The sequence below is a fragment of the Aeromonas sp. FDAARGOS 1406 genome (assembly GCF_019048565.1).
In the GTDB taxonomy this organism is placed as follows: domain Bacteria; phylum Pseudomonadota; class Gammaproteobacteria; order Enterobacterales; family Aeromonadaceae; genus Aeromonas; species Aeromonas caviae.
Window position 1 is genome coordinate 177,195 of record NZ_CP077378.1, and the last position, 16,973, is coordinate 194,167.

Consider the following 16,973-nt stretch of genomic DNA (forward strand, 5'->3'; position numbering starts at 1 on the left):
CGCTCTCCTTGGGTTAATTGCAGTTCTTACTGCAGATATGAGCACCTATGGTTATTGCAGCTACTCTGAAAAATGCCAGCGATTACTGCACTTTTTTTGACTTGTGTTTACCTTGTCTCATCATGTAGTTATGAACACCAGTTGCCCCTTGGGGGCGGACACCGCATCGGGGGAAGAGAATGTCACAACACGTGCTGCCGGCCGAACTTTGCATGCGGCGCCAACCCAGGCAACTGCGCAGCCAGGAGGTGGCGAGCCGCATCGAGCAGGCCACCCTGGCCCTGTTGCAGGAGCAGGGGTTTGCGGCCCTCAACACCAATGCCATCGCCGCCCGCGCCGGGGTGGGCATCAAGTCGCTCTACCATCTCTACCCCAACAAGGAGGCCATTATCTGCCGGCTGGCCATGGACTGGCTGGCGGCGGTGTGCGAGGCGCAGGAGCGCATCCGCGAGCAGGCCGACAGCTGGCCCCAGACCCTGCTGCTGCTGGACGAGGCGCTGGAGGCACTGGATGAACGCTTCGTCGGGTATGGGGCGCTGTGGCAGGCGATGGATCTCATCCCCGCCCTGCACGGGGTCGAGCAGGAGCACGAGGGACGCCAGATTGCGTTCTGGTCCGAGCGGCTGCGCCACTTTGGCTGCCGCTGGCCCGAGCCCGAGCTCACCACCCTGGTGCGCTACTTCTACCGGACCGCGGACGTGGCCAAGCAGTGCACCAAGGGGCAGGGGGAGGCGGGCAGCGCGCTGTGGCAACTCCATAGACGCTGGAGCGAGCAGCTGATGATGGCGGCCATTGAGGAGCCTGACCCCGCCCGGGTCTGGCAGTCGATGCCGGGGCTGGCACCGGCTGGCCCAGTTCCGGCGAAGAGGGACGAATAAAGAGAGGGAGTGCCGGGCACTCCCTCTCTTGCATCTGGCATTGCGCCCAGCGGGCTAGCCGTAGCGGGCCAGGGTGAGCCCCTCGTCGCTGATATCCGGGGTATTGCCCGAGATGAGATCGCTGAGCAACTGGCCCGATCCTGCCGCCATGGTCCAGCCCAGGGTACCGTGGCCGGTATTGAGCCAGAGCCCGGGAATGGGGCTTGGGCCGACCAGGGGTGTGCCGTCCGGCGTCATGGGGCGCAGCCCGGTCCAGAAGGTGGCCTGCTCCAGATTTCCCCCCTGGGGGAAGAGATCCCTCACCACCATGGCCAGGGTATCGTGGCGTCTGGGGTTGAGCGCCAGGTTGAAGCCCGAGAGTTCGGCCATGCCGCCCACCCGGATCCGTTCGTCGAAGCGGGTGATGGCGACCTTGTAGGTCTCGTCCAGCACAGTGCTGCGCGGCGCGCCCTCGGCATCCGTCATCGGCAGGGTGAGGGAGTAACCCTTGACCGGGTAGACGGGGAGCTCTATCCCGAGGGGGCGCAGGAAGCCGGTGCCATAACTGCCGAGGGCACAGACGATGGCGTCGGCCTGGAAGCGCTGCTCGCCGGCACGGACCGCCACGGCGCGTCCCTTCGCGATCTCGACCTCGTCGATGGCGCAGTTGAAGACGAAGCTCACCCCGAGCTTGCGGGCCTCGTCCGCCAGGGCCTGGGTGAAGCGGAAACAGTCACCGGTTTCATCTCCCGGCAGGCGCAGGCCGCCCACCACCTTGCCACGCACCCTTGCCAGGGCGGGCTCGACCTCCTCGCAGCCGTCGGCATTCAGAGACTGATAGGGGACGCCGTACTCCTCGAGCACGGCGATGTCGCGCTGGCTGGCATCGAGCTGCGCCTGACTGCGAAACAGTTGCAGGGTGCCGAGCTGGCGCCCTTCGTAGTCGAGCGCCAGCTCGCCCCGCAACTGCTTCATGCAGTCGCGGCTGTATTCGGCCAGCCGCACCATGCGCCCCTTGTTGACCGCATAGGCCGCCGGCGTGCAGTTGGCGAACATCTTCAGCATCCAGCGCAGCTGGAAGGGGTCCGAGGTGGGCCGCACCGTGAAGGGGGCGTGCCTTTGCAGCAGCCATTTGGCGGCCTTGAGGGGAATGCCGGGGGCAGCCCAGGGGGAAGCATAACCCGGGGAGATCTGACCCGCGTTGGCATGGCTGGTTTCAAGGGCCACCCCGTCACGCCGTTCCAGCAGGGTCACTTTGTGACCGGCCTTGGCCAGATACCAGGCGCTGGTCACACCGACCACGCCACCACCGAGTACCACTATGTCCATCTTGTCTCTCCTTGACTGGGGCCTCCACCTTAATCAGCCGCCACAGGATATTCAACTGGTGTCGATGTCATTGGTGGTTATCGCTATTCACATTTTGTTAACTGGCTCTCAATGTTGTCATTTGCTCACTTTCTGGCATGAAATCCGGTCGATTCAGAGCCGCTCCAGGTGGAGCAGATGATGCTCTGCCGTCGTCAGGATGGCTTGCTGCTGTTCTGTGGTTTGGCCATCCCAGTTGGCATAAGGCAGGGCGAGGCGAGGGTTGTTGCCAAGTTTGTCCCGGTTGCGCCAGAGAAAGTGCCAATAGAGGCTGTTGAAGGGGCAGCTGTCCGGCCCGCTGCGGGCCTTCACCTGATAGTGACACCCCTTGCAGTAGTGACCCATCCGCTCGAGATAGGCGCCGCTGCTGGCGTAGGGCTTGCTGCCCATCAGGCCGCCATCGGCAAACTGGCTCATGCCGCGGGTGTTGGGCAGCTCCACCCACTCGATGGCGTCCACATAGATGCCCAGATACCAGGTATCCACCTCGTCAGGGTGGATCCCCGCCAGCAGGGCGAAGTTGCCGGTCACCATCAGCCGCTGGATATGGTGGGCATAGGCGTGCTCCAGAGATTGTCGAAGGGCGTGACGCACGCAGGCCATGCTAGTTTCTCCATTCCAGAAAAAACCGGGCAGGGGGCGCTCGGCCCCGAGAAAGTTGGTGCGCCGATACTCGGGCATCTTTTCCCAGTAGAGGGCGCGGACAAACTCGCGCCAGCCGAGGATCTGGCGGATGAACCCCTCCACCTGCGCCAGGGAAATGGTGGCCTGATTGGCCTGCCAGTGAGCTTGCGCAGCGCGGATCACCTCGAGGGGATGGAGCATCTTGCTGTTCATGGAAAACGACAAGCGGCTGTGGAACAGGCTCCAGCCCCGCTCGCTCAGGGCGTCCTGATAGCGGCCGAAGTGGGGCAGGCAGTGTGCAAGGAAGTGTTCAAGCAGTGTGCGGCTCTGGCGCCGGGTGACGGGCCAGGGCAGGGCGTCGGCATCGGCACTGCCAATGGTGGCGACGCCGTGGCGGGTCAGCATGGCATCGATGTCGCTCACCTCGTTGGCAAAGGTGAGGGGCGCCGGGATGGGTTGGCTCGCCGGCAATTTGGCGCGATTCTCGGCATCGAAGTTCCAGCGCCCCCCAAGGGGTTGGCCGCGCTCATCGAGCAATACCCGGTACTGCTTTCGCAGGGCGCGGTAGAAGAACTCCATCCGGCTGTGGGGGTAGCGTCGCCAGCCATCGCGGGGGGTGAGAAAATGTTCGCTGTCCACCTCAGCGGTCGGGATGGCAAGGCCTGAGGCCCACTGGGTCAGCTGGCTTGCAAGGCGCCACTCGTCCGGGCTCTGCCAGGCGAAGCGCTCGGCCTGATGCGCTTCGAGCTGGGCCGCCAGCAAGCTCGGCAAATCGGGCCAGGGGGCGCTCTCATCGAGAGTCAGGTAGCAGACCCGGTGGCCCGCCTTGGTGAGGGCGGCGGCGAAGGCGCGCATGGCGGCAAAGAAGGCGAGCACCTTCTGGCGATGGTGGCGGCAGTAGTCCGTCTCCTGGCGCAGCTCCGCCATCAGGTAGCAGACAGCGGGATCCTGCGTGCGAAACCAGCTGTGACCTGCGTTCAGTTGATCCCCGAGAATGAGGCGCAGCTCCATCAGGGGTGCTCCTTTCGACGACGGCAACGTTCGCTGCAATAACGCACTTCCTGCCAGCAGCGGGCCCACTTGCGCCGCCAGGCAAAAGGACGTTGGCAGACGGGACAGATCTTCTCGGGAAGATGGGGTTTGAGGTGCATGTGGCGGCCCTGTTGATGCCCTTGGTTTCTCTCTGCCTCCTTAACGAAGCACCATACGGTCGGGATCACTGGGGGAGCAGAAAGAGGCAATAGGGGGTGATTGCCACTCATGAAAAAGGCCCCCGCACCTGCCGGTTGGGGGCCCTTGTTCTCGTAGCCGTTACTGGCTGCTGAAGAGCCTGGGCTGGGGAGTGGACTGCGCCGTCAGGGTCATGCGGCCCGAGGTTTCCAGCCAGCTCTTGATCTTTCTGGCATCGGCGACCCGTTCATCCGTGGTGTTGGCGTGAAGCAGCACCATGACCACGGGCTCGTTGTTGACCCGGGTTCCCATGACCAGGCAGCGCCCCGCCTCGCGGATATAACCGGTCTTGGAGACCAGAATGGGCCAGCTTCCTTCCCGTACCAGGCGGTTGGAGTTGAGGTAGTGCAACTGGCGCTTGCCGTTGCGTACCAGACGCTGCTCGGAGGCGGTGTACTGGCGGATCAGCGGGTAGGTGGATGCGGCGGCAGCCAGTTTGGCGAGATCGTGTGCGGTGGAGACGTTGCGGGGGTTGAGCCCGGTGCTGTCGGCGAAATGGGTGCTCCACATGCCGAGCATGCGGGCCTTGGCATTCATTGCCTCGATAAAGGCTTTGCGGCCACCCGGGTAGTGCCGTCCCAAGGCGGAGGCGGCGCGGTTTTCAGAGGACATCAGTGCGATGTGCAGCATGTCGGCGCGGCTCAGGCGCGAGCCCACCGCGAGGCGCGACCCCGTGCCCTTGAGTCTGTCCACGTCATCCATGGTGACGGTGAGGGTCTCGTTGAGGCGCTGATTGCCATCCAGTACCACCAGCGCTGTCATCAGCTTGGTGATGGAGGCGATGGACATCACCCGGTTGGCGTTGCGCTCTGCCAGTGTCTCGCCGGTTTTCGGATTGACGACCACGTAGGCATCGGATCTCAGCGGCAGGTTGCTGCGGGGTTCGAGCAGGCTGTTGGTGGAAGAAGAGGTCGCAGAAAACGGGTTGGCATGGGCGCTTTCCATGCTGGCGGGAAGGAGGAAGGCGCCGAGCAGCAAGGGAAGAAAAGGACGAAGGTTCATGATTTGACTCTACTACGACTCACAGGGACATTTGGCTAAGTTATATGACGGTAATTGACGCTTCACAACGTCTGGTGGCCGGATATTTCCATTTTATGGGCCAGCGCACCTTGAAATCCCCCGCATCGGGGCTATTGGGCCCGCAAAAGGGAGTCATAGAGGCCTGCCAGGCCATGGCAGACACGCCACCACGGGGGCGCACTATATGCTGGCGAGGGGCGGGATGACGACTCTTTTTGCACCTTTCGGCGCCTTGGGATGATGAAGGGGTCGTTAATGGCGACCATGGCGATAAAAACGGCGCCCGGCAGGGAAGATGGTCCGCTGCATTATCGCCGTTTTGCCCCGCGTCATCCTCCCATCATTCGCGCGGTCTGAATGGCCTTGATCAGCGCGACCCGGTTGATGCGTGGGCGCTCCTCGTCCAGCAACTGCTGCCAGAGGGCGATGGCCTGGGAGTAGCGGCCGTGCAGGAAGTGATCGGAGGCGAGCAGCATCAGGGCGCTCACCTCACCCTTGTCCTGCTTGAGCGCGCTATCAAGCAGACGCTGCGCCTCCGGGGTGAGCTGCTGGCCCGCCTGGTAGTAGAGCACGGTGGCCTGGGCGGCCTGGGTCGCCGCGCTGGCGCCCCCTTCTTGCAGGGCGAGGCGCTGGTAGGCGAGCAGGGCATTGTCGTACTCGTCCCGATAGAGATAGAGCTGGCCGAGCGCCGCCCAGCCGTCGAGATCGGTGGGGTTGGCTTGCAGGCGCTGGTGCAGGGCGCCCAGCTCCTTGTCCTGCAGATCCCGCGGGCTCAATCCCGCCAGCGGATCGGGGCGCGCCTGATACGCCTGCCACGCCTGATAGCGGCCGGTGCCGGCATAAATACCGGCCATCAGCGCCAGCAACAGGGCCCCAAGCAGCATCCAGGAGCGCAGCCAGGGCAGCGGACGGACGGTGCGGTCCTTGGCCAGCCGCTCGCGCAGGGCCTGCTCGGCAGGTGGGGTGGCGTTGGCGAGGCGGGCCAGCTCCAGCTCCCGGTAGAGGCGGCTGTGGGGGGCAAGCCCCGCCTGCTGCTCGGCCATGATCAGCCGGTTCAGCTCGGCCCTGGGGTCGTGAGCGAGCGCCCCCTCGGCTCTGTCGCCGACAAGCGGCACCCGCGCCGGTTGCCGGCGATGCAGGCTCCTGCGCAGGCGATGGAGCGCCAGCAGCAGCAAGAGGGCGGGGCCGCCCCACAGCAGCGCCGTGCTGCGCTTGAAGGGGGGATCGTAGCGCACGAAATCGCCGAAGCGCTCCGTCATGCGGGCGATCACCTGCTCATCAGACTGTCCCTCGTCCACCCAGCGGTAGACCTCAAGCCGCAGATCCCGGGCGATGGGGGAGTTGGACTCCACCAGGTTCTGGTTCTGGCACTGGGGGCAGCGCAGGGCGCGGGCCAGTTCCTGAGCGCGGGTCTGCCGCTCGGGGTGGCGAAACTCATAGGTGTCGACCCCGCTGGCAAGGGCCCCGAGGCTCAAGGCCAGCAAGAGCGGTGCGGTCAGGGCGTGGCCGAGACGTCTCATGGCTTGCTCTCCCGCACTTGTCTCTCCACTTCTCTTTCCACTTCGGGCTGTCCGGCGGTGTTGCTGCGGGCCTTTGCAAGCAGGGGGGCAAACTGGCGTTGCCAGATGTCCCGGGTGAGCAAGCCGGTATGGCGGGTCAGCAGGGTGCCATCGCCGGCGAAGAGATAGGTCTCCGGCGTGCCGTATACGCCGAGCTCAAGGGCCAGTTTGCCGTCGGTGTCGGCCAGCACGGTGCGATAGGGGTTGCCCGCCTCGGTGAGCCAGGCGCGGGCGGCATCGCCCTTGTCCCGGTAGTTGAGGCCATAGAGGGGCACGGCACTGGCCAGATCACCCAGCAGCGGATGCTCGGCGCGGCAGTTGGGGCACCAGCTGGCCCAGACGTTGAGCACGAAGGGCTCCCCCTTGAGCGCCGCGGTGTGGATGGGGGCGCCACCAAGTAGATCGTCACTCTGCCAGGCGGGCAGGGTGCGCCCGGCGACGGCCTCATCCTGGCTGTAGGGGTTGTTGCCAAGGCCGAGCCAGAGCAGGGCACCGAGCCCCAGGGTGAGCAGGAGCGGTACGAACAGGCGCAGACGGGCGTTCATAAGGACTCCTGTTCAAGCCGAGGGCAGGGGGCGGTAGCTGGCGCAGGATGGTTAGCCAGCAGCGGCCGGCGGGCGAGCAGGCGCAGGGTGCCACCCGCCATCATCAACAGGCCACCTAGCCAGATCCAGCGCACCAGCGGCTTGTAGTGCAGCCGCATGGCATAGGCGCCGGGTCCCATCTTCTCGCCAAGCACCACGTAGAGATCGCCGAGTATTCCCCACGCGATGCCGGGTTCGTTCATGTTCATGGTGCGCACGCTGTAGTGACGCCGCTCCGGGATGAGCCGCGCCACCTCTTTACCGTCTTTATGCACGCTAAGCGTGATGCGCTCGGCGGTGTAGTTGGGGCCTATGATCGGCTCGCTCTCCTCATAGCGAAACTCGAAGGCGCCGAGCCGATAGGGCTGGCCTGCGGCGAGTACGGCACCCCCCTCCTGGCTGTGGTGACTCACCTGCGCGATGCCGAGGGCGCACACCGCCACCCCGAGGTGGGCCAGCAGGCTGCCGAACCGATTGAGGGTGAGCTCGCGCAGGGCGACCGGTTGCAAGAGCGGGAGCAGCAGGCTGGCCATCAGCCAGAGGCTCAACACGTTGGCCGCGAGCCCCAGCCAGCCGCCCCGCAGCGGCTCGGGATAGGTGAAGCTCAGCAAGGCGCCCCCCAGCAGGCCGAACAGGCATGGGAGCAGCACCTTGATGCGGCGCTGGACTGCCAGATGCTGCCAGCGCAGACGCGGCAGCTGGGTCATCAGCGCCATCAGGCAGAGGGCCAGCGGCACGAAGATGGTATTGAAATAGGGAGCCCCCACCGAGAGCGAGCCCAGATGGAGCGACTGGAACACCATGGGGTAGAAGGTGCCGAGCAGCACGCTGGCGCAGGCCACGCTGAGCAGCAGGATGGCGGCGCCGAGCAGCCCCTCTTTTGACAGCAAGCCAAAGCGGGCATAGGGGGCGCGAATGTCCGCCCGCAGGGCAAACAGGGTGAGGGCGCAGGTCAATAGCAAACCGAGCAGCAACAAGAGGGTGAGGCCGCGGCTGGGGTCCACCGCAAAGGCGTGCACCGAGGTGAGCACCCCGGAGCGCACCACGAAGGTGCCGAGCAGGCTCAGCGAGAAAGTAAAGATGGAGAGCAGCAGCACGGCGTGGCCGTAAGCGCCGCGCTTCTCGCACACCACCAGGGCGTGCAGCAGGGCGGTGCCGAGCAGCCAGGGCAAGAGGGAGGCATTTTCCACCGGATCCCAGAACCACCAGCCGCCCCAGCCGAGCTCGTAATAGGCCCACCAGGAGCCCAGCACGATGCCGGCGGTGAGAAACACCCAGGAGCCGAGCGCCCAGGGGCGGCTCCAGTGGGCCACGGCGCCATCGAGCCGACCCGAGTGCAGCGCCGCCATGGCGAAGGCGAAGTTAACCGCAAAGCCGACGTAACCGAGATAGAGCAGGGGCGGGTGAATGATGAGGCCGATGTCCTGCAGCATGGGGTTGAGATCGCGCCCCTCCAGCGGCCCCGGGAACTGGCGGTCAAATGGGCTGGAGAAGACCAGGGTATAGAGGCCGAACAGCCCGACGATCAGCCCCATGATGGCCAATACCCGGGTTGTGATCAGCGGATCGACCCGCCTGGAGCAAAGGGCCACCAGGGCGCCCCACAGCCCCAGCGCAAAGACAAAAAAGAGCATGGAGCCCTCGTGGCCGCCCCACACGGCCGCCAGCTTGAAGCCAAGGGGCAGGGCGCTGTTGGCGTGCTGGGCCACATAGACCAGGGTGAAGTCATCCTGGCCAAAACAGCTGGCGAGCAGCAGCAGGGCAGCCCCGAGCAGGAGCGCGACCAGGAGGGCCAGCGGTGCTGCGCAGCCGAGCAGCGGGCGTGAGGCGAGCCGCAGCCCTAGCCAGGGCAACAGCCCTTGCAGCAGGGCGAGCCCGGTCGCCAGCAACAGTGAGAGATAGCCGAGCTCTGCCAGCACACAACCTCCGTTTCAATCTTTGATGTCATTCATGTCATGCCACACACGCCGCGTCGTCTTCCTTTGGGGAAAAACATTGCCAAGCAACGGGTGTGGCATCACCAGAAATTCATTGGGCCAGCAACAAATCAGCGCCAGTCACCGGAGGGCGGCTGGCGCTGGTGGTCATGCCTTTAAATTACTGTCATCTGGCCGGCATAGAGCACGAAGTAGCGCAGCAGCAGGATCCCCACCAGGGTCAGGCTGCAGACCAGCACCAGATAGCCGTTCTTGGCCCGCAGCGGTGCGGGGGCCAGCAGGGCCAGCAGCTGGGGCAGCAGCATGCCGATCCCCACCACGCCCACCCAGAACACCTGGGCCCAGAAGCCGCTGCCGATGGCGGCCCACATGGCCACCTCTTTCTGGCCGCCACCGAAGTAGAGGCCGGTAAAGAAGCAGACCAACAGCAGGATCTCCACCGCCAGCACCGGCCGCTCGAAGCGGTGAACAAAGCTCACCCCCTGGCTGTGATGGTTCTCCTTGAACAGGGTGACCGCCAGCAAGATGGTGGAAGCGATGCCGGAGCTGACACCGGAGATGAGGAACAGCACCGGCAACACAGGGTTGTTCAAGAGCGGATAGGTCTTGAGCGCGGAGAGCAGAAAGCCGGTGTAGGCCCCCAGCAGCACGGCGAGCAGCAGCAAGAGCGGCGCCAGCAGCCGCTCGATGCGGGCAAGCCAGCCAATCAGACCATCCACAAAGGCCAACTTCTCTTGCAGCAGGTGACTGCGCAAGGTCTCGATCTCGGCCCGAAACACCACCGCCAGCCAGGCAAACAGCACCGCCATATAGACCTGAAACAGCATGACCCCCATCGACATCACGGAGTCGAACTGGTAGTGGAACATCAGCTTCCAGAAGGTCCAGGGGCGGGCCAGGTGGAAGATGAGGATCAGTAACCCCAGCACCACGCTCACCGGCGCCAGAATGGCGGTCGCTTTGATGATGCCGCTCTCGCTGCCGGCCCCCTTGCGGCGCAATAGCACCGAGAGGGTGGTGGCCCCGGCGGAGATGCCGAGCAGAAAGAGATAGATGGCGATGGGCCAGTCCCACACCAGCGAGGAGAAGTGAAATGCGTCATGCAACATGATCCATTCCTCTTTCTTTTACTGCGGTAGATGGCGATCGGACAAATCCCCACACGAGGGAAGGGAAGTGAAACGCCTCTTGCATCGTCATGACTTTATCTCCCCTTTTGGCACGCGGTACATCTTGGGCGAGGTGCCGAGTGCCTGCTTGTAGCGATAGGTGGTCTCCTTTACCAGCCGTTTGGCGATGGGGCTGTCCGGGTCATCCAGATTGCCGAACACCAGCGCCTTGGTGGGGCAGGACTCCACGCACGCCGGCTCCTTGCCCGCCGCCAGGTTGGTCTTGCGGCAAAAGTCGCATTTGTCCGCCACTCGGGTGACCGGGCTGATAAAGCGCACCTGATAGGGGCAGGCGGCCAGACAGTACATGCAGCCGACGCAGAGATCCGGGTTGACGTCGACGATGCCATCCTCCTTGCGGATATGGGAGGCACCGGTGGGGCAGACGTGCACGCAGGGTGCGTTGTCGCAGTGCTGGCAGGACTTGCGAAAGAAGTGGTACTCGGCATCGGGAAATTCACCGATGGGGCCGGAGCGGATGATCTCGAGGCGTGAGACCCCCTCTGGCACCTGATTCACCTCCCGGCAGGCATCCATGCAGGCGGTACAGCCGATGCAGGCCGTCTCGTCGTGGATCATGCCAAAGCGGACCCCGTCGATGGTCTGGCTGTGGGCGAGGGTGGTGGCACGAGCAGCCCCCGTCATCATGATGAGGGCCCCCGCGCTCATCCCCGCCATGAAGTGACGGCGAGAGCAGCTCATTGTGCCTCCTTGCCCGAGGTGGTGTTCGCCTTGGCCGCCTTGACGGCCTCATGCTGCTTGCTGTGGCAGTCGACGCAGAGCTTGATGCGGGACTTCTCCGGAATTGCCACCATGGGCTCCTTGGCCGGGTGCAGCTGGTGGCAGCTAGTGCAGGTGAGCTTGGTGGCGTGCACGTCGTGGGCCCAGAGCGCCTCGCGCAGCACTTTGGGCTCGTGACAGCTCATGCAGACCCCGTTCTGCTCGGCGATGGGGTAGCTCTCGGTGCTCTGCTTTTCTGCCAAGGCGCTTTGCTTGTCTGCCAGGACGCTTTGCTTGTCATTGAAGCTGTCGCTAAAGCGCATCACGTCCTTGACCCCTTCCCGGTGTTGGGGGGAGGGTTGACCGTGGCAGTTGGTGCAGGTGACCGGCGCCAGGTTGTTGGGGTTGGTCGCCTGGCCGTGCTTGCCGTGCATGCCTTCGACCTGCTCCTTGTGGCAGTCGGTGCAGGCCTTGTCGGCACTGCGCAGAAATTCCACTTCATGTGTAGTCGGTGCCGGGGCGGTTGCCGCATCGGCCGCCTGGCCCTGCAGGCTGGTGAGCAGCATGGCTGCCATCAGCATCAGTCGTAAGAAATCCATCGTTAAATCACCCATAGGAAGCCTCCATCCGGCTGCGGGCCCGACACTGGGGGCCCGCATGCCTCGTCATTGTGCGAGCCGTCCGGCCGCTTTGGCCTCGGCATCCCAGGCGGGGACAGTGGTCTTGAGGAACTGGGCCTTGTCGCTGTTCATCTGTTTCATGTCCATGCCAAGAGCGGCCTGGGCCTTCTCCTTGCTGGAGATGTCAGGAATGGCGATCTCGTGGCTGATCCCCTTGGCGGCCAGCAGGCGTGCCAGCTTGGTGCGAGCATCGGCGGCTTTGTCCAGGGCGGTTCCCAGCATGCGCAGCGCCACTTCCGGGGCGTGCATCTGCACCCCGTGGGAGGCGATGGAGAAGTCCCAGCGCCATTGGGCGTGACGGATGTCCTGCAGAATGTCCTTCATCTCGGCCTCGGTGGCGCCGGCATCCCAGGCGGCCTTGGCTTCAAAGTGGGCGTGCACCAGCTGCTTCTCGACTTTGAGCTTGATTTCGGTGACGGCGTCCTTGCGCTGCTTGACCACCCCTTGCAGCATCTCTTTGCTCTGGGTGTGGCAGTTGCGGCAGGTCTGGTCGAAGCGATCGAAGGGGTTGCCTACCTTGTGGTCGGTGTAGACCTTGCCTTGCTCGTTCTGCACCTTGGGCATGTGGCAGTCGACGCAGGCGACGTTGTTCTGGCCGTGAATGCCGGCGCGCCAGGTCTCGTACTCGGGGTGCTGGGCTTTGAGCATGGGGGTCTTGGAGAGGGCATGGGTCCAGTCGGCAAAGCCTATTTCATCGTAATACTGCTCCATCTGCTCCACTGTGGTGCCCTTGTCCCAGGGGAATTTCACCGCCTTGGTGGGGCCGCTGAAGTAGTACTCCACGTGGCACTGGCCGCACACCTGGGACTGCTGATCGAAGCGCCCCTGCTCCTTGAACGGCTTGCCGATGGCGGTCATGGCCCGGTCGGCATAGGGACGGGAGAGGTGCAGGGCAGGTTTGCCCTCCTTGAACTCTTTCGAGGCGGTGTCGTGGCAGTCGGCGCAGCCTATGGTGTTGACGATTTCCGGTCCGCCCTTTGCCCACATCCCTTTGAAGTAGCCATCCTCACCCTTCTCGTCGATGACGCGGGCCACGTCCGGGCCTTTGCAGCTCCAGCAGGCCATGGGCAGCGGACCGTCTTCGGCAGTTTTTGGGGCGCCGGTGCGCAGGGTTTCCCGCACGTCGGTCAGGGCATAGAAGTGGCCGCGCGGCTTGTTGTAATCCTTGGAGAAGGGGTAGCCGGCCCAGAGCACCACCATCTGCGGATCTTCCGCCAGGGCGTCGGTGCGCTCGCGGCTCTCGCTGGTGCCTTTCCAACTGGTGAACTGATCGGCGTGATCCTTGGCGAACAGCTCGCTGCGCGCCTCAATCTTCCCTTTGGGGGCGCTGTCGTCTGCCTGCGCCAGACTGCCTGCACCCAGCAGGGCGGTCAGCAGCAGGGCCGCCAGCCCTGGTCGAAATAGCTTGTCATATGAACCCACGGTCATCACTCCCAGATAAAAAGTCCATGTCGGGCCTGACCGTTCCATCTTGGTGTGGACATCTGTGCTCATCATCGACGGGCATGGCAGGCCGATCCATTGTTATGGCTGCATATAAATTGGTATTTATGCAATTGCTCGAGGGAATAATACCAAATGGGTAAAATGGATAATCATTTATCCCCGTGAGAGTTGCGCTAGATCAATTGAGGGGGATGAGGGATGCTAAAAGTGCGATCCAGGTGGAATTATTGAACCTCATCCAAGGGTTATTTCCACCCGTTCTCTTTTGATGAAAATAGGTAAAAACGATGTTCATCATGTTGGCGAGGAGGGCTGGGCGAGAGGCGGCGGAGAGATACACCGCATGCAGAGAGAGAATAAACTGCTGATATTGAATTTAAATTCAATATTAAGCTTGCGAAGGGGTGAGGGGGAGGCTTCGGTTTTCCATCACCATGGTCCCTGTCAAGGGACTTTGTGACAGAAGCTGTCGTAGAAATGGGTGCCAAGAGAGCCATCTGTTTTCATGAAAGGGAAAATAAGGGCTTTATTCCAGCATATTCGCGGCTTGATAGCGTCTTATTGAATTTAATAGGACGGTTGGCGGCATTTACTTTCGATATTTTCGAAAATGACGAAGGGTTATAGGGGGTTATTGACGGTAAAATAGCCGCCTGTCACGGCAATGCTGATCAGTTAAGGATCCATTGACCGATCCTTCTGCTGTAGGACAATCCGGAACCAATCACTGGTTCCGGATTTTTTATGTCTATTGCAAACGATCTGAACGATGTTGTTGAGGCATCTGGCGACATGCTGGCTCGGCTGGCCATTTTTGCCGACCATATTCCCGACGAATGGATTACTGCCGCTGCCGCCTTGTCTGAAAAGGCCACTATCCGCCGACGCTGCTTACCTTCTGATATGGTCTTGTGGCTCGTCGTGGGGATGGCCTTTTTCCGCAATGAGCCCATCTCCGAGGTCGCTCGGCGCCTCAACATCTGTGCAGAAGGGTTGGCCAATGATGCCTTGCTCGCGGACAGTGCCCTGTCTCAGGCCCGTCAGCGACTCGGCAAACAGCCGCTCGAGTGGCTGTTCAAACAGTGCGCCGATGTGTGGGGGCGGGAACGTTATCCTGAAGACCATTGGCACGGTTTACAGGTCTTTGCCATCGATGGGGCCCTGTTCCGAACCCAGGATATGCCTGAACTCAGAGCACATTTCGGCTCGGGTAACACCTCAACCAACCGGCAGACACCCTACCCGATGCTGCGGTTGGTCACGCTCATGAATGTCCGCTCGCATGTCATTGCCAACGCGGCCATCAGCCCGTACCGCAAAGGGGAAATCCCCCTGGCCAGCGAGTTCATTCACTCATTGCCGGACAAGTCAGTGACCCTGCTGGATAAAGGCTTCTTCGGTGCCGACCTGTTGCTGCGTATTCAGGCCGAAGACACCGACCGTCACTGGCTCATCCCGGAACGCAAGGGGCTGGTATACACGGAACTTGAGCGCTATGGCGACGGTGACCGTCTGTTGCAAATGACGGTCTCGCCTCAGGCTCGCAAGAAAAACCCGGCGTTGCCGACACACTGGCAAGTTCGCGCAGTGACCTATGAGGTGGCAGGCAAGGAGAAAACGGTCTTTACCTCCCTGCCCGTGGCGCGATTCAGCGCAGCTCAGGTGGCGACCCTGTACCACGAGCGCTGGGAAATCGAGCTGGGATACCGGGATATCAAAAGCGCGATGCAGCACAACGCCATCACGCTGAGAAGCAAGAAAGTGGACTTGGTCTATCAGGAGCTGTGGGGATTGCTGCTTGGATACAATCTGGTCAGGCGGGAGGCCAGCCAGGCCGCCGTAGCCCATCAGCGAGCGCCCAATGAGGTGAGCTTTAAGTTTGCCTGTCAGTTCATCGCGAACCAGATGGCAGTGATGGCGGGCGCGTTATCGCCAGCCCATACGCCACGGAGGTTGGCGGAGTTGCGGGGCTGCATAGGCGTCATGTTCATAGAAAAACGCCCCAGGCCATCGAGACCCAGGGCGGTGAAGATATCAAAGACCCGTTTTCCGGTAAATCGCAATGCGGCTCCGCTTAAGTGAACAGCATTGCGGCGAATGCCGGCTCTTTTTTTTGGCTGAATATGCTGGCTTGATGTTTTCTGGTGGTGGCAATGGGAGGTGGTTTTTAACAGAGTGGGTGTTGTTGCTGCTTTTCACTGTGCTAGCGGTTCAAACAACCAAAAGAGTTCGCCGCCCGGGCCTCCCATCGGGCTGCCCGGGCGGCGTCAGAGCCTTGCCGCGCCGATCCCGGTCAATGCCGGCCAGAGGGGGCGCAGGCATTGACCGGGAGTGTCTCTTCCAAGCCGGTGCCCCTGATGATGGGCGGACCGGGGGATAGCGGTCAGGCCAGCGCCCGTGCCAGCAGGTGCACCGGGTGTTCGCAGCGAAACGCCGTGCTCATCTCGATCTGCCACTTGCAGGTCTCGCAGTCGGTGATGACCAGATCGGGTTTGAGCCGGTTTATCTGATCAAACAGCCCCTGACCGATGGCCTGGCTGGTGTCGTAGTTTTCCGACTTGAAGCCGTAGGTGCCGGCGATGCCGCAGCACTGGGAGTCCAGCACCGTCACCTTGACGCCGGGGATGGCCCGCAGCAGCTCGAGGGTGTAGATGACGCCCCCCATCTTCTCCAGGTGGCAGGGGGTGTGGTAGGCGATGTGCAGATTGAGGGGCTTCATGGCCGGTTTGTTGCCCCGATCGAACTCGTTCCACAGGAAGCGGGTCACCAGGGAGATGCGATCGCGCACCTTGTGGTTGTCCTGCTCCAGCAGGTGGGGATATTCGTCCCGCAGGGTGAAGCCGCAGGTGGAGGAGGTGGCCAAGAGCGGCATCTCGTTGCCGAGCAGGGTGTTCTCCAGCTGCTGGATGTTGAAAGCCGCCTGCTGCCTGGCCTTGTCCATGAAGCCGTTGGCAATCAGCGGCACGCCGCAGCACTTCTCCCGCGCAAGCAGCTGGACACCGATGTTCATGGCGTTGAGCACCTGCACCAGCTCCTTGCCGAGCTGGGGGTGGTTGTAGTTCACATAACAGCCGTGGAAGTAGGCGATCTGGCGCGCAAAGCGGGCCTGAGTCGTTTTCTGCTTCTTGTACCAGCCGCGGAAGGTGCCTTGTGAGTATTTGGGCAAGTCCCGGTGGGAGGAGACCCCCAGCGCCTTGTCCAGCACCTGCTTCATCGGCTTGAGGCCGGTGGTGAAGTTGACCACCGGGGCCATCAGGGTGGACATGCTGCCCATTAGATCCGTGTGGGAGAGCACGAACTCGCGGATCCCCGGTTTGAAGCCGCTGTACTGGTGCTTGGCCTTGGCGATGATGTCGCCGATGCGCACCCCGCTCGGGCAAGCCACTTCGCAGCGCTTGCAGTTGGTGCAGTACTTGAGGGCGCTGTCAAAGAGCTCGGGGCTCTTGATGCGCAGCCGCTCCCCATCCGGGCCCGCCTGCTTGGGGCCGGGGTAGGCCGGGTTGGCCTTGGCCACCGGGCAGTAGGCGGTACAGACGGTGCATTTGATGCACTGATCGAAAGTCTGGTTGGCATGATCCAGTAGCATGTCAGTTCTCCTCCCGTTGGGTGTGAAGGCACGGGATATGGGGCGAAATCATCATTGGGCTGAACTCAAAATGTGACCGGCGGCCTGCCAGCCGGTGGCGACCGCGACACCTGAGCCAGAGCCCTCCATGGATTGGGCATCGTCGTGGGCCAGCACGCTGTGTCGTTGGAGTGGGAATATGTGATTCATC

The 16,973-nt window shown here is 62.7% G+C and carries 15 protein-coding genes; 2 read left to right on the forward strand and 13 right to left on the reverse strand.

Annotation, left to right across the window (positions count from 1 at the left end):
• Window positions 1-179 precede the first annotated feature (179 nt).
• Window positions 180-878: a TetR/AcrR family transcriptional regulator gene (locus tag I6L36_RS00855; RefSeq protein WP_199767332.1), complete on the forward strand. Its 699-nt coding sequence runs from the start codon at window positions 180-182 to the stop codon at window positions 876-878.
• 54 nt (window positions 879-932) lie between these two features.
• Here the strand turns inward: I6L36_RS00855 and I6L36_RS00860 are convergent, their stop codons facing one another.
• From I6L36_RS00860 to nrfA, 11 genes are all read right to left on the reverse strand, one after another.
• Window positions 933-2,186 carry a D-amino acid dehydrogenase gene (locus I6L36_RS00860; protein WP_010674940.1) on the reverse strand — a complete coding sequence of 418 codons (1,254 nt, stop codon included), beginning with the start codon at window positions 2,184-2,186 and terminating at the stop codon, window positions 933-935.
• A gap of 153 nt (window positions 2,187-2,339) precedes the next feature.
• Window positions 2,340-3,860 carry a cryptochrome/photolyase family protein gene (locus I6L36_RS00865; RefSeq protein ID WP_104454267.1) on the reverse strand — a complete coding sequence of 507 codons (1,521 nt, stop codon included), beginning with the start codon at window positions 3,858-3,860 and terminating at the stop codon, window positions 2,340-2,342.
• On the reverse strand, window positions 3,860-4,000 hold the full coding sequence (locus I6L36_RS00870; protein ID WP_080944260.1) for a DUF2256 domain-containing protein: 141 nt from the start codon (window positions 3,998-4,000) through the stop codon (window positions 3,860-3,862). Before I6L36_RS00870 ends, I6L36_RS00865 begins: the two co-directional genes overlap by 1 nt.
• A 160-nt stretch (window positions 4,001-4,160) precedes the next feature.
• Window positions 4,161-5,081: a serine hydrolase gene (locus I6L36_RS00875; protein ID WP_029314613.1), complete on the reverse strand. Its 921-nt coding sequence runs from the start codon at window positions 5,079-5,081 to the stop codon at window positions 4,161-4,163.
• A gap of 350 nt (window positions 5,082-5,431) precedes the next feature.
• Window positions 5,432-6,622 carry a heme lyase NrfEFG subunit NrfF gene (nrfF, locus tag I6L36_RS00880; RefSeq protein ID WP_201921949.1) on the reverse strand — a complete coding sequence of 397 codons (1,191 nt, stop codon included), beginning with the start codon at window positions 6,620-6,622 and terminating at the stop codon, window positions 5,432-5,434.
• Entirely contained in the window at window positions 6,619-7,206 is a 588-nt protein-coding gene (locus I6L36_RS00885; RefSeq protein ID WP_216986939.1) for a DsbE family thiol:disulfide interchange protein, read from the reverse strand. Before I6L36_RS00885 ends, nrfF begins: the two co-directional genes overlap by 4 nt.
• Window positions 7,203-9,164, reverse strand: a complete 1,962-nt coding sequence (gene nrfE / locus I6L36_RS00890) for a heme lyase NrfEFG subunit NrfE (protein ID WP_201921943.1) — start codon at window positions 9,162-9,164, stop codon at window positions 7,203-7,205. The genes I6L36_RS00885 and nrfE overlap by 4 nt, the downstream gene beginning before the upstream one ends.
• Window positions 9,165-9,337: 173 nt before the next feature.
• Window positions 9,338-10,291 carry a cytochrome c nitrite reductase subunit NrfD gene (gene nrfD / locus I6L36_RS00895; RefSeq protein WP_216986940.1) on the reverse strand — a complete coding sequence of 318 codons (954 nt, stop codon included), beginning with the start codon at window positions 10,289-10,291 and terminating at the stop codon, window positions 9,338-9,340.
• Between the two features lie 87 nt (window positions 10,292-10,378).
• Window positions 10,379-11,053: a cytochrome c nitrite reductase Fe-S protein gene (gene nrfC / locus I6L36_RS00900; RefSeq protein ID WP_201972494.1), complete on the reverse strand. Its 675-nt coding sequence runs from the start codon at window positions 11,051-11,053 to the stop codon at window positions 10,379-10,381.
• Entirely contained in the window at window positions 11,050-11,685 is a 636-nt protein-coding gene (nrfB, locus tag I6L36_RS00905) for a cytochrome c nitrite reductase pentaheme subunit (protein WP_201972495.1), read from the reverse strand. The genes nrfC and nrfB overlap by 4 nt, the downstream gene beginning before the upstream one ends.
• A gap of 51 nt (window positions 11,686-11,736) precedes the next feature.
• The gene (gene nrfA / locus I6L36_RS00910; protein ID WP_114523130.1) at window positions 11,737-13,179 is read right to left on the reverse strand and encodes an ammonia-forming nitrite reductase cytochrome c552 subunit; all 1,443 of its coding nucleotides are present in this window, start codon (window positions 13,177-13,179) and stop codon (window positions 11,737-11,739) included.
• Window positions 13,180-13,941: 762 nt separating this feature from the next.
• Between nrfA and I6L36_RS00915 the strand changes: the two genes are divergently transcribed.
• A complete protein-coding gene (locus tag I6L36_RS00915) occupies window positions 13,942-15,279 on the forward strand; it encodes an IS4-like element ISAeme15 family transposase (protein ID WP_216986941.1) in 1,338 nt (445 codons plus the stop codon).
• Window positions 15,280-15,580: 301 nt separating this feature from the next.
• Here I6L36_RS00915 and glpC read toward each other — a convergent pair whose 3' ends face one another.
• Both glpC and I6L36_RS00925 read right to left on the reverse strand, forming a co-directional pair.
• Complete coding sequence (gene glpC, locus I6L36_RS00920) at window positions 15,581-16,783, reverse strand: anaerobic glycerol-3-phosphate dehydrogenase subunit GlpC (RefSeq protein WP_010674925.1); 1,203 nt, start codon at window positions 16,781-16,783, stop codon at window positions 15,581-15,583.
• A gap of 51 nt (window positions 16,784-16,834) precedes the next feature.
• On the reverse strand, window positions 16,835-16,972 hold the full coding sequence (locus tag I6L36_RS00925) for a hypothetical protein (RefSeq protein WP_201972409.1): 138 nt from the start codon (window positions 16,970-16,972) through the stop codon (window positions 16,835-16,837).
• Window position 16,973: the final 1 nt, after the last annotated feature.